This window comes from Actinosynnema sp. NPDC004786, assembly GCF_053601135.1.
In genome coordinates this window covers 86,809-100,094 of sequence record NZ_JBSGBG010000011.1, presented here as the reverse complement: position 1 = coordinate 100,094, position 13,286 = coordinate 86,809, and the positions used below count along the sequence as shown (strand labels likewise).

Sequence of the window (13,286 nt, the reverse complement as noted above, 5' to 3'; positions counted from 1 at the left end):
GGATCGGGACGCGTCGTTGCCTACTTGCGCGCTATGAATAGACTCCGCCGCTATCGCATCCAATGAGGGGTGCATCACGTTGTGTCGGGGCAGACAGTCGCGTGAGTGACCCGCCTCACATCAGCGGGGTGGCCCTGACATTGGGCTTGGAAAACTCACCAGGAGGACGGATGTCCCGGCAATTCCTCGCGGAGGGCCTCGAGCTCTCCGGAGGTGATCGCGGCCTCGTCGCCGTGGTCGCCGTGGTCGCCCTGGCTGCCCTGGCCGTGGGCTACGTGCTGCTCCGGGAGGTGCTGGCCGCGGGCCAGGGCACCTCCAAGATGCAGGACATCGCCAAGGCGGTCCAAGAGGGCGCGGCGGCCTACCTCAACCGGCAGTTCCGAACGCTCGGCATCTTCGTCGTCATCGTGTTCGTGCTGCTGTTCGCGTTGCCCGCCGAGGACATCGGGGAACGGATCGGCAGGTCGCTGTTCTTCCTCGTCGGCGCCGGCTTCTCCGCCATCATCGGCTACCTCGGCATGTGGCTGTCCACCCGCGCGAACGTGCGCGTCGCCGCCGCGGCCAAGGAGAACGGCGGCCGCGAGAAGGCCATGCGGATCGCCTTCCGCACCGGTGGCGTGGTCGGCATGTTCACCGTCGGCCTCGGCCTGTTCGGCGCGGCGCTGGTCGTGTTCGTCTACGTGGGCCAGGCGCCGCGGGTGCTGGAGGGCTTCGGCTTCGGCGCGGCCCTGCTCGCCATGTTCATGCGGGTCGGCGGCGGCATCTTCACCAAGGCCGCCGACGTCGGCGCGGACCTGGTCGGCAAGGTCGAGCAGGGCATCCCCGAGGACGACCCGCGCAACGCCGCCACCATCGCCGACAACGTGGGCGACAACGTCGGCGACTGCGCCGGCATGGCGGCCGACCTGTTCGAGTCCTACGCGGTCACCCTGGTGGCGTCGCTGATCCTCGGCACCGCCGCGTTCGGCGCGAAGGGCCTGCTGTTCCCGCTGATCGTGCCCGCGATCGGCGTGCTCACCGCGGTCATCGGCGTCTACATCACCAGCGCCCGGACCGGCGAGAACGGCCTCACCGCGATCAACCGCTCGTTCTACATCTCGGCGGTCGTCTCGGCGGTGCTGTGCACGGTGGCGGCGTTCGTCTTCCTGCCCAGCTCCTTCGCGGGCCTCTCGGGCGTGTCCGAGGACATCGCCGGCACGCCGGGCAACCCGGCCCTGATCGCGGCCGTCGCGGTGATCATCGGCATCGTGCTGGCGGGCGTCATCCTCTGGCTGACCGGCTACTTCACCGGCACCGAGCACAAGCCCGTCAAGGAGGTCGGCCGCACCTCGCTCACCGGCGCGGCGACCGTCATCCTGTCCGGCATCTCGGTCGGCTTCGAGTCGGCGGTCTACACCGCGCTGGTCATCGGCGGCGCGGTCTACGGCGCGTTCCTGCTGTCCGGCTCGGTGGTCGTGTCGCTGTTCGCGGTCGCGCTGGCCGGCTGCGGCCTGCTGACCACGGTCGGCGTCATCGTGGCCATGGACACCTTCGGCCCGGTCTCCGACAACGCGCAGGGCATCGCCGAGATGTCCGGCGACGTGGACGGCGAGGGCGCGCAGATCCTCACCGAGCTGGACGCGGTCGGCAACACGACCAAGGCCATCACCAAGGGCATCGCGATCGCCACCGCCGTGCTGGCGGCGACCGCGCTGTTCGGCTCGTACAAGGACGCCATCGAGCAGGCGCTGCGGGACGTGCAGGTGGGCCTCGCCGACGTGCCGGTGTCGTTCACCAACGTGGTGTTCAGCCCGAACGTGCTGGTCGGCGTGGTGATCGGCGCGGCCGTCGTGTTCATGTTCTCCGGTCTCGCGGTCAACGCGGTGACCCGCGCGGCGGGCGCGATCGTGTTCGAGGTGCGCCGCCAGTTCCGCGAGAACCCCGGGATCATGGACGGCTCGGTCAAGCCGGAGTACGGCAAGGTCGTGGACATCTGCACCAAGGACTCGCTGCGCGAGCTGGCCACCCCCGGCCTGCTCGCGGTGCTGGCGCCGATCGCGGTCGGCTTCGGCCTCGGCGTCGGCCCGCTGGCCGGGTACCTGGCCGGCGCGATCGCGACCGGCACGCTGATGGCGGTGTTCCTGGCCAACTCCGGTGGCGCCTGGGACAACGCGAAGAAGCTGGTCGAGGACGGCAACCACGGCGGCAAGGGCTCCGACGCCCACGCCGCGACGGTCATCGGCGACACCGTCGGCGACCCGTTCAAGGACACCGCCGGTCCGGCCATCAACCCGCTGATCAAGGTGATGAACCTGGTCTCGGTGCTGATCGCGCCCGCGATCGTCGGGTTCACCGTGGGCTCGGGCGAGTCGGCCGGCATCCGGTACGCGATCGCCGTCGTGGCCGCGGTCGGCATCGTGGCGGCCGTGGTCGTGTCCAAGCGGCGCGGCACGGCCATCGCGGACACCCCGGCGGAGGCCACCACCTCCGCGTGAGGTCCGGGTGAGGGCGGGGCGCCGGTGGTCGGCGCCCCGCCCTCGCACGTCCGGGCGGAGGGGTGGCGGCGTCCGGATGGGGGCACACTGTTCGGTGCCACCCGACGTCGCGCGCCCCGAGGGGGAACACCCTGATGAGACTTCTGCCGCTGCTCGCCTCGGCCGCCCTGGTCGTGGCGGTCGCCGGGTGCGGGTCCGGGGGTGAGCCCACCGCGCCCACCTCGTCGTCGGCCTCGCCCGACGACACCGCCGTGGTCGCGTACATGGACAAGGTGTGCACGGCCGCCGCATCGTTCGCCTCGGCGCCGAAGACACCGCCGCAGCTCGACGCGAACGACCCGGCCAAGCTCAAGGCCGACATGGGCGCGTACATGGGCCAGATGGCCGACGCGTTCGGCCAGACCGCGACCAAGCTGCGCGCCGTCGGGCCGTCGCCGGTGGCGGGCGGCGACCAGCAGGTGGAGCAGATGGCGGCGACGTTCACCGACATCGCGAAGAACTTCACCGACGCCAAGACCGCGATCGAGGCCGCGGACGCCAACGACCCGGTCGGCGGGCTCCAGGCCGCCGGCGAGGCCATCGCCCGGCTGGATGATTTCGTCGCGCCGCTGAAGCAGCTGGAGGCGTCGCCCGAGCTGTCGGCGGCGGCCGAGAAGGCGGCGTCCTGCCAGGACCTGCGCACGCTGAGGCCGTCGGAGTCGGCGACCCCCACGTCGTAGTACGTTGCCCCTCGTCTTTTTTCCACTGTTTGGGGGGTTTCGTGAAGCACCGTGTCGCGCTCGCGGGCGCGTTCGCCGCAGTCCTGGTCACCGCCGCGTGCGGTGGCGGCGGCGGCTCGTCGTCCGCCGACTCCGGGTCGGCGACGACCACCACGACGACCACCACCGCGGCGGCCAACGCCGACCCGGTGGAGTGGACGGGCACGTTCTGCGAGGGGGTCGGGCCCACGATCGAGGGCGTGATGACCCTGCTCAAGGCCATGTTCGAGGGCGGCGCGGAGGACCCGGCCGTGCAGAAGGCCGCGCTGCTGGACTACAGCTCGAAGGCGGGCAAGTCGCTCACCGAGGCGGGCGAGAAGCTGGACGACCTGGGCGCGCCGTCGGCCGAGGCCCAGGAGCTCCACGACGAGCTGGTCAAGTTCTTCTCCGACTCGGGCAGGACGCTGACCGAGGTCAACTCCGAGCTGGAGGCGCTGGACCCGGCCGACCCGGAGTTCTCGACCAAGCTGGAGCGGCTCGGCGGCGACCAGGCGGACCCGTCCAAGCTCCAGGAGCAGATCAAGAAGCTCCAGGACGACCCGGAGCTGGGCGAGGCGTTCAAGCAGGCGCCGCAGTGCGTGGCGATGGCGGAGACGCTGAAGGGCCTGGGCGGCTGACCCCGCTGGGACTCGTGTGACGGTTGGGGCGGGTGGTTCAGCCCTTCGGAGACTGGCCGAGGTCGAACGTGTGTTCTACGCTGCGTCTCCGTGGGGCAACTGTCCTTCTTCTCGGCCGAGGCGAGGCAGCCTTGCGTCGGTGACCTGGCGGGCCTGCTGTGCGGGCCCGGCCGGGCGCTGGGCTTCGCCCGCGGCCGAGCGGCCCGGGTGTCGGTGGACGTCGACACCCGGGATCGCGCCGTCGCCGTGGCGGCGGCGCTGGCCGAGCGCGGGGTGCAGGCCCGGGTCGAGCAGGTCCGGCGCGCCCCGGTCCGGGACGAGGCCGCCCCCGAGGGCGGAGGCGGGGCCGAACCGCCCGCCGACGGGCACGAGCTGGTGGCCGAACCCGTGGACGAGCCGGTCGCCGACGAGCCCGCGCACGACCTGGTGGGCGAGCCCGCGGACGACCTCGCGGGCGAACCGGTGGACGAGGTCGTGGACGACGAGCCGGACGGCTTCGCGCCGGTGGTGATCGGGTCCGGCCGCAGCGCCCCGACCGGGGTCGAACCGGACCCCGCCCCCGAACCGGCCGCCGAGCCCGCGCCGCCGGCCGCCGACGTGCCCCCACCGGCGGACGCCGAGCCGGAGTTCACCGAGTCGTGGCAGGTCACGACCCCCTTCCGGGCGGACCTGGCCGGGTTGGCGGCGCAGTGGTTCGACGGCGACCGCAAGGTCGTGCCGCCCGACTTCACCCTGGACGGCGGCGCGCTGCGGCTGTGGGCGCTCGCGTCCGGCCGGTGGGTCGAGTCGGGCTCCGGGTACCTGCTCGGCCTCGACCCGGCCGCTCCCGACACGCACGAAACCCTCCGAAAAGCGTTGGCCGGTTCGGGCCTCCCGGCGACACTCTTGGCGGACGGGGCCGGCGGACCGGCGCTGCGCGTCGTCGGCCGCAGGCGGCTCGAACGGCTCGCCGAGCTGGTCGGACGCGCGCCCAGGGGCGTCGCGGAGCGCACCTGGCCGGCCGCGTAGCGCGTCCGGTAGGCGGAGGATCCGGCGCAGTTGTGTCACCCTGTCCCGACCAGGGCTGCCCAGCGGCGACAAAGGACAGTGCACACTGGCGGGTCGGGACACAGTGTTCGAAGAGAGCGGGACGGCGTGGCTGGATCGACACGGGCGAGGAAGACAAACGGGGGAGCAGCGAGCGGCAACCGGCGGTTGGTGATCGTCGAGTCGCCCGCGAAGGCGCGCAAGATCGCGTCGTACCTCGGCAACGACTTCGTCGTGGAGTCATCCAAGGGGCACATCCGCGACCTCCCCCGCGGCGCCGCCGACGTGCCCGCGAAGTACAAGGGCATGGCGTGGGCCCGCCTCGGGGTCGACGTCGACCACGGCTTCGAGCCGCTCTACGTCGTCACGCCGGACAAGAAGTCGACCGTCGCGGAGCTGAAGGAGCTGCTCAAGGACGTCGACGAGCTGTACCTCGCGACGGACGGCGACCGCGAGGGCGAGGCCATCGCCTGGCACCTGCTGGACACGCTGAAGCCGAAGGTCCCGGTCCGGCGGATGGTGTTCCACGAGATCACCGAGCCCGCCATCCTCGCCGCCGCCGCGAACCCGCGCGACCTGGACCAGGACCTGGTCGACGCCCAGGAGACCCGCCGCATCCTCGACCGCCTCTACGGCTACGAGGTCAGCCCGGTGCTGTGGAAGAAGGTCATGCCGAAGCTCTCGGCGGGCCGCGTGCAGTCCGTGGCGACCCGGATCGTGGTCGAGCGCGAACGCGAACGGATGAAGTTCGTCACCGCGTCGTACTGGGACGTCTCGGCGACCATGGACGCGGGCGCGGACGCCTCGCCCCGCACGTTCGGCGCGCGGCTCATCGCGGTCGACGGCACGCGCCTGGCCGCGGGCCGCGACTTCGGCTCCGACGGCCGGCTCAAGGAGGGCGCCGACGTCCGCGTGCTGGACGAGGCGCAGGCCACGGCCATCGCGGACGGCCTGGTCAACGCCACCATGACGGTCTCCTCGGTCGAGGAGAAGCCGTACACGCGCAAGCCGTACGCGCCGTTCATGACCTCCACGCTCCAGCAGGAGGCGGGCCGCAAGCTGCGCTTCTCCGCCGACCGCACCATGCGCACCGCGCAGAAGCTGTACGAGAACGGCTACATCACCTACATGCGCACCGACAGCACGACGCTGTCGGAGACCGCGATCGCCGCGGCCCGCGCGCAGGCCACCGAGCTGTACGGCTCGCAGTACGTGTCCAACCAGCCCCGCCAGTACACGCGCAAGGTCAAGAACGCGCAGGAGGCGCACGAGGCCATCCGCCCCGCCGGCGAGGTGTTCCGCACCCCCGGCCAGGTGGCCCGGGAGTTGGAGTCCGACGAGTTCAAGCTGTACGAGCTGATCTGGCAGCGCACGATCGCCTCGCAGATGGCCGACGCGCGGGGCAACACGACCAGCGTCCGCATCTCGGGCACCACCGCGGGCGGCGAGGACGTCACGTTCGCCGCGTCCGGCCGCACGATCACCTTCGCGGGCTTCCTGAAGGCGTACGTCGAGACGGTCGACTCGGAGGCGGGCGGCGAGTCCGACGACGCCGAGTCCCGGCTCCCGCAGCTGGTCAAGGACCAGTCGCTGCTGGCCGCCGAGCTGTCCGCGGACGGCCACTCGACCTCGCCGCCGCCCCGGTTCACCGAGGCGAGCCTGATCAAGACGATGGAGGAGCTGGGCATCGGCCGGCCCTCCACCTACGCCTCGATCATCAGCACCGTCCAGGACCGCGGCTACGTGTGGAAGAAGGGCTCCGCCCTGGTCCCGTCGTGGGTGGCGTTCGCCGTGGTCGGGCTGCTGGAGCAGCACTTCGGCCGGCTGGTGGACTACGACTTCACCGCCGCGCTGGAGGACGAGCTGGACGGCATCGCCGCGGGCCGCCAGGAGCGCACGACGTGGCTGTCCGGGTTCTACTTCGGCGGCAACGTCGGCCCGGAGTCGTCGGTCGGCCGGTCCGGCGGGCTGAAGAAGCTGGTCGGCTCCAGCGTCGAGGCGATCGACGCCCGCGAGGTCAACTCGATCCCCCTGTTCACCGACGTCGAGGGCCGCACGGTCTACGTCCGGGTCGGCCGCTACGGCCCGTACCTGGAGCGCGAGGTCGAGGGGCCGGACGGCGCGGTCACCGCGCAGCGGGCGAACCTGCCCGACGACCTGCCGCCGGACGAGCTGAACCGGGAGATCGCGGAGAAGCTGTTCGCGACCCCGCAGGAGGGCCGCTCGCTGGGCACGGACCCGGTCACCGGGCACGAGATCGTGGCCAAGGAGGGCCGGTTCGGGCCGTACGTGACCGAGGTCCTGCCCGAGCCGCCGGACGGCGCGAAGAAGGGGCCGAAGCCGCGCACGGGCTCGCTGTTCAAGTCCATGTCGCTGGAGTCGGTGACGCTGGACGACGCGCTGAAGCTGCTCTCGCTGCCGCGCGTGGTCGGCAAGGACCCGGAGACCGGCGCGGAGATCACCGCGCAGAACGGCCGCTACGGGCCCTACCTGAAGAAGGGCACCGACTCGCGGTCGCTGACCAGCGAGGACCAGCTGTTCACGGTCACCCTGGACGAGGCGCTGCGGATCTACGCCGAGCCGAAGAAGCGGGGCCGGGCGGCCGCCGCGCCGCCGTTGAAGGAGCTGGGCGCGGACCCGGTGTCGGGCAAGCCGATGGTGGTCAAGGAGGGCCGGTTCGGCCCGTACGTGACCGACGGTGAGACCAACGCCTCGCTGCGCAAGTCCGACAGCGTCGAGGGCCTGACCGACGAGCGGGCGGCCGAGCTGCTGGCCGAGAAGCGGGCCAAGGGGCCGAGCACGAAGAAGAAGGCCCCGGCGAAGAAGCCGGCCGCGCGCAAGAAGGCTCCGGCGAAGTCGAAGGGCTAGGGGAGGCGGGGCGGTGGACGGCTCAGGGGCGGACCCGGACCGGTCGGGCCAGGACGGCACGCAGGCCCCACCGCCACCGCCGGTGTTCCCCGACCCCCTCGCGGGGCTGGTGACGGGCGAGCGGCTCTACCGGCCGCCCGGTCCGGCGGCTCCCGTCGAGCCCCCGCCCGCCGCCGCGGCCCGACAGCCGGCGCCACGGTCCGTGCCCGCCCGGCGATCCGCCCCCGGGCCGCAGGCCGCCCGCTCGGCGTGGTCGGCCCGGGTCGCGGGGTCCGGCCGGGCGGCACGGCCCCCGCAGGCGTCCGCCGGGGCGGCGCGGTCGCCGCGCGGATCGGCGGCCCGGGAGGCAGGGCCGGCCCGGGTGCTCCGGCAGGCCCCCGCGTCGCCCGCCCGGCCACCCGCTCCCCGCGTGCCCGGGCAGCAGCCGACGAAGGGGCGAAGTGGGCTGATCGGGTGTCTCGTCGGCCTGGCCGTGCTCGCGGGGCTGCTGTTCAACGTGCTCCGTGAGATCATCGAGGCAGTGGTCGACCTGCTGCGATGATCTCGTCTGGGTCACCCGATCGGCGGATGTGGTCAGACGGGTGAATCGCTCCGGCTACCCTTACTGCCTGCATCATCGGCGGGGGTGAGCACCATCCAAGACGGCGGCACAGCGGCCTCGACCAGCAACCGGATTCGCAGCGTGTTGGCGATCCGGCCCTTCCGCAGGCTCTGGGGCGTCACGTACCTGTGCAGCGTCGGTGACTGGCTGTCACTGCTCGCGCTCACCGGCCTGGTGACGAAGCTGATGGACAGCTACCAGTGGCAGAGCTTCTCGCTCAGCCTGGTCGTCCTCACCCAGCTCCTGCCGGGCATCCTGTTCGCCCCGCTCGGCGGCGTGCTCGCGGACCGGTTCGACCGCCGCCGCATCATGGTGGTCTGCGACCTGCTGCGCGGCGGCCTGTTCATCTCCATCGCGCTGGTCGGCACCGCGTGGTGGCTGTTCGTGGCGAACTTCCTGGTCGGCTGCTGCGCGATGCTGTGGATCCCGGCCAAGGACTCGGCGGTGCCGAACCTGCTGCGCCGCCCGGACCAGGTGGAGACGGCCAACCAGCTCGGCCTGGTGATGACCTACGGCATCTCGGTCATCTCGGGCGCGGGCCTGTACTCGATCATCTCCGGCATCCCCGGCTACCTCGGCGTGCAGAGCAGCGACCTGGAGTTCCGGATCGCGACCATCGCGGTCATGGTGAACGGCGCGCTGTACGTGACCTCGGCGATCGTGGTCGCGACCCGCATCCCGGAGCTGTCCGGCCGGATCGCCGCGGTGAAGCGCACCCGCGAGGACGGCGAGGCCCCCGGCTTCTTCGCCATGCTGCGCGACGGCATGAAGTACGCGGCCCGCACGCCGCTGGTCCGCGGCCTGGTCATCGGCATGATCGGCGCGTTCGCGGCGGCCGGCGCGGTGATCGGCACGGCCACCCCCTACTCGCAGTCGCTGCTGGGCGGCGACTCGACGTTCGGCCTGCTCTTCGTGGCGGTGTTCGCGGGGCTGGCGGTCGGCATGGCGACCGCGCCGCGGCTGGCCCGGCGGCTGCCCTACGACCGCCTGTTCGGGCTGACGATCCTGGTCGCGGGCCTGAGCCTGCTGTTCGTGGCGTTCGCGCCGCACCTGTGGGTGGCGCTGGTCGCGGTGGCGTGCGTGGGCGCGTCGGCGGGCATGGCGTTCCTCACCGGCCTGACGATCGTCGGCGCGCAGGTCGAGGACGCGATGCGCGGCCGCACCGTGGCCCTGCTCCAGTCGCTGCTCAAGGTGGTGCTGTTCGCCTCCTCGGCCGCCGCGCCGCTGCTGGTCACGGTGGTGCAGAAGCGCACGGTCACGATCTTCGACCACCCGATGCAGGTGGACGGCACCCGGCCGGTGCTGTTCGGCGCGGGCGTGATCGCCGCGCTGCTCGGGCTCATCGCCTACCGCCAGATGGACAACCGGCGGTCCGAGCCGATCCTGTCCGACCTGCTCGCCGCGCTGCGCGGCCGGGCCCGGCGGACCGGGGGCGTGCTGATCGCGGTCGAGGGCGACACCCGGCTGGACACGTCCGTGCAGGCCAGGAGGCTCGCCGAGGCGTTGCGCGAGACCGGCCGCGAGGTCGTGCTGGCCTCCGACCCGGACCTGGACGAGCAGCGGCTGCGCAACCTGCTGTCCACCGCCGACCTGGCCGGGGTGCGCGCGCACGCGCTGGTGGCCGCGGCGGTGCGCGCGGACGTGGTGGAGCGCGAGGTGCGGCCCGCGCTGGACGGCGGCGCGCTGGTCGTCATGGAGCGGTACGTCGACAGCCCGCTGGCGCACTTCAGCGCGGCGGGCGCGATGGAGCCGCGCGAGGTGGAGGGCCTGGTCGACTGGGCCACCGGGCGGCTGCGGCCGGACGTGACCGTGCTGCTGGACCGGATGCCGTCGCAGGTCCGGGCCACCGGCGGCACGCTGGACACGGTCGAGCACCACTGGCGGGTGCAGAAGCTGCTGACCGACATGGCCTCGGCCGACCCGGAGCGGTACGTCGTGGTCGACGCCGACGGCACCGAGGACGAGGTCGCCGAACGGGTGCGGACCGCCGTGCTGCCGTTGCTGGCGCGGCAGCCCCGCACGCCCGCCGAGCCGGTGGCCGAGACGTCCTGACGGCTCGGTACGGTCGCCTGGTGAACCGTGGGGTGTGGGGCGAGGTCGTCGGCCAGCCCGAGGCGGTCGCGGTGCTGTCCGCGGCGGCCGAGGCCGCCGCGTCGATCGTGGCGGGCGGGTCGCCCGCGCCGGGCGCGATGACCCACGCGTGGCTGTTCACCGGGCCTCCGGGCTCGGGGCGCTCGGTCGCGGCGCGGGCGTTCGCGGCCGCGTTGCAGTGCACCGCCGTGGACGACCGGCCGGGCTGCGGCACGTGCGCCGGCTGCCACACGGCGTTGGCGGGCACGCACGCCGACGTGCGGGTGGTCGCGCCCGAGGGGTTGTCGATCTCGGTGGCCGAGATGCGGTCGCTGGTGCAGGTCTCGGCCCGCCGGCCGACGTCCGGGCGGTGGCAGGTGGTGATCGTCGCCGAGGCCGACCGGCTCACCGAGGGCGCGGCGAACGCGCTGCTCAAGGCCGTGGAGGAGCCACCGGCGCGGACCGTGTTCCTGCTGTGCGCGCCGTCGGACCACCCCGAGGACGTGTCGGTGACCATCCGGTCGCGGTGCCGGATCGTGTCCCTGGCGACGCCCCGGGCCGCCGCCATCGCCTCGGCGCTGGAGGACGAGGGCGTCGCGCCGGAGATGGCGGCGTGGGCGGCGTCGGTGTGCGGCGGGCACGTGGGCCGGGCGCGGCGGCTGGCCACCGACGAGCAGTCGCGGGCCCGGCGCGAGGCCGTGCTGCGGATCCCGGTCGCGCTGCGGCGGCCGGCGGACATCTTCACCTGCGCCGACCAGCTCGTGTCGGCCGCCGAGGGCGACGCGCTGACCGCGAACGAGGGCCGTGACCAGGCCGAGCGGGAGGCGTTGGAGACCGCGATGGGCGCGGGCGGGACGGGCAAGGGCACGGCCGCCGCGACCCGGGGCGCGAAGGGCGCGCTGAAGGACCTGGAGAAGCGGCAGAAGTCGCGGGCCACCCGGACCCAGCGCGACTCGCTCGACCAGGCGCTGGTCGACCTGGCCGCGTTCTACCGGGACGTGCTGGTGACCGCCGCGGGCGCGCACGCCGCGCTCAACCACCCCGACCGGGCCGGTGACGCGCGGGCCGCGGCGGCGGCGTGGACGCCGGAGTCGACGCTGCGGCGGCTGGAGGCGGTGCTGAACTGCCGGACCGCGCTGGAGCTGAACGTGAAGCCGCGCATCGCCATCGAGGCGATGCTGACCACGTTGCAGCGCGGCTGACGGGGCTCAGGCCGAGGGCGGCCGGGGCGTGGCGGCGGTCGGGCGTCGGGCCGGCAGGGCGGCGACGACGATGACGCCGATCAGCAGCAGCGCCGTGCCGGTCCAGAAGATCGGGACCGTCCGGTACGCCGCGTTCGTGTAGGCCAGCTGCCGGCCCGGCGTCGGCGGCGCCGCCTGCCCGCCGCCACCCGGCGGGGTCGCGGGGGGCGCGCAGACGACGCCGCCGGTCGGGGCCGCCGCGCGCACGACCTGCTCGCCCAGGGACACCTGTGCCAGCGCCGATGGCAGGTTCGGCAGACCGAGCGCGTCGGTCGGCAGCAGCTGGAGGTCGAGCAGGCGCGCGGTGGCCCCGAGCATGAACCCCTTGATGGTGGGTCCGCCCTGCTGGAGGGGGCCGTCGAGGTCGGTGTCCTTCCGGTTGAGCTGCGCGACCTGGAGGCGCAGCACGCCGATGTCGAGCTTGGGCAGGCCGTCCGCCAGGGCCCCGACGAGCGGCAGGTCCCGGCCCGGGACGAGGCCGATCGGCACGTCGAGCTTCGGGTTGGCGGCGTCGAGCGTGCCCAGCTCCCGGCCGCCCTGGCTCACCCGCAGCACGGGCGCGGTGTAGGAGATCGACGAGGTGGCCCGGTCGCCGGTGGACAGCGCGACGAGCGTCGGTTGGCTCACCACGTCGACGCGGATCTCGGCCGGCGTGCCGGCCAGGAGGCGGATGCTCGCCGCCTGGAGCGTGGACGTCGACTTGACGGCCTTGTTGGGGCTGCCGGGCAGGTCGACCAGCTCGACCGCGGAGTGGGCGCGGAGCGTCTCGGGGAGGCTGAGCAGCGAGCCGTTGGCGCCGGTGTCGGGTGTGCCGGAGAGCAGGCCGCCGAGTCGGCTGAGCGGCGCGGTGAGCTGCTTGACGGTGTCGACCAGGGACTGCCGCGCGGCGGCGTCGAGCCGGGGCTGGTCCTGGGCGAGCAGGCCGGTGAGGTCGGGGGTGCTCGGCAGGGTGGGGATCGCGTTGAGGACGCTGAGGGACGCGACGGAGGTCTTGGCGTCGGCGAGCGGCGTCACGCACGGGCCGAGCCGGTCGTCCCAGCGGGCGTGGGCGCTGCCGTCGAGCAGGCCGACCTCGAGCAGGGCGTCCAGCGGGGTGGCGGGCGGCGTGAGGCCGCCGGTGACGGGCGCGGCGTTGTCCGGCGAGGCGGTCTGCACGAGCGTGCCGGGCGTCTGCGGCGCGCGGCCCCCCACGGCGAAGCCCAGGGGCGAAGCCTGCGCCACGGCCCGCTCGTAGGTCAGGAACGCCTCGGTGTTGGCCTGGGCGGACGCGAGCCCGACCCCGATCTCCGCCGCGGACCGCTCGGGCAGTTGCTCGCCGAAGCCGGGCAGGATCGAGGCGGTCGGCGTCGAGTCCGGCGCGAGCCGGACCACGGCCAGCCCGGTGCCCGCGTCGCCGATCGCGTGGGCGGTGGGCGCGGGCGTGGCGGACATCGGCGGCTGGTCCGGGTCCCGCGGTCCGGGCACCGGCGTCGTGGTCGGCTGGGCGAGGGCGGGCGCGGCGCAGAGCGCGACCAGCACGGCGGCGGCGGGCAGGGCCATCAGGCGCATGCGGTCGAACCTCCCGGGGAGCGGCCTCTCGTCGCGACGTCGGGGTGAGCGCCGTCACTGCCCGCTCTAACGACCCAACCCCG

9 protein-coding genes are annotated in these 13,286 nt (G+C 73.6%); 8 read left to right on the top strand and 1 reads right to left on the bottom strand.

Features of this window, described 5'->3' with window-relative positions; translation table 11 throughout:
* Positions 1–170 precede the first annotated feature (170 nt).
* The 8 genes from ACWEFJ_RS12135 to ACWEFJ_RS12100 all read left to right on the top strand — a co-directional run bounded on the left by ACWEFJ_RS12135 (position 171) and on the right by ACWEFJ_RS12100 (position 11,616).
* Entirely contained in the window at positions 171–2,474 is a 2,304-nt protein-coding gene (locus tag ACWEFJ_RS12135) for a sodium-translocating pyrophosphatase (protein ID WP_378082777.1), read from the top strand.
* A 134-nt stretch (positions 2,475–2,608) separates the two neighbouring features.
* On the top strand, positions 2,609–3,193 hold the full coding sequence (locus ACWEFJ_RS12130) for a hypothetical protein (RefSeq protein ID WP_378082776.1): 585 nt from the start codon (positions 2,609–2,611) through the stop codon (positions 3,191–3,193).
* Between the two features lie 41 nt (positions 3,194–3,234).
* A complete protein-coding gene (locus tag ACWEFJ_RS12125; protein ID WP_449713777.1) occupies positions 3,235–3,849 on the top strand; it encodes a hypothetical protein in 615 nt (204 codons plus the stop codon).
* A gap of 90 nt (positions 3,850–3,939) precedes the next feature.
* Positions 3,940–4,857: a hypothetical protein gene (locus ACWEFJ_RS12120; RefSeq protein WP_449713776.1), complete on the top strand. Its 918-nt coding sequence runs from the start codon at positions 3,940–3,942 to the stop codon at positions 4,855–4,857.
* 126 nt (positions 4,858–4,983) lie between these two features.
* Positions 4,984–7,743: a type I DNA topoisomerase gene (gene topA / locus ACWEFJ_RS12115; RefSeq protein ID WP_449713775.1), complete on the top strand. Its 2,760-nt coding sequence runs from the start codon at positions 4,984–4,986 to the stop codon at positions 7,741–7,743.
* Positions 7,744–7,756: 13 nt separating this feature from the next.
* A complete protein-coding gene (locus ACWEFJ_RS12110) occupies positions 7,757–8,284 on the top strand; it encodes a hypothetical protein (protein WP_449713774.1) in 528 nt (175 codons plus the stop codon).
* A gap of 84 nt (positions 8,285–8,368) precedes the next feature.
* Complete coding sequence (locus ACWEFJ_RS12105; RefSeq protein ID WP_378082766.1) at positions 8,369–10,396, top strand: bifunctional MFS transporter/dTMP kinase; 2,028 nt, start codon at positions 8,369–8,371, stop codon at positions 10,394–10,396.
* A 20-nt stretch (positions 10,397–10,416) separates the two neighbouring features.
* A complete protein-coding gene (locus ACWEFJ_RS12100; RefSeq protein WP_449713773.1) occupies positions 10,417–11,616 on the top strand; it encodes a DNA polymerase III subunit delta' in 1,200 nt (399 codons plus the stop codon).
* Positions 11,617–11,622: 6 nt separating this feature from the next.
* Here ACWEFJ_RS12100 and ACWEFJ_RS12095 read toward each other — a convergent pair whose 3' ends face one another.
* Complete coding sequence (locus ACWEFJ_RS12095; RefSeq protein ID WP_449713772.1) at positions 11,623–13,203, bottom strand: hypothetical protein; 1,581 nt, start codon at positions 13,201–13,203, stop codon at positions 11,623–11,625.
* Positions 13,204–13,286 lie beyond the last annotated feature (83 nt).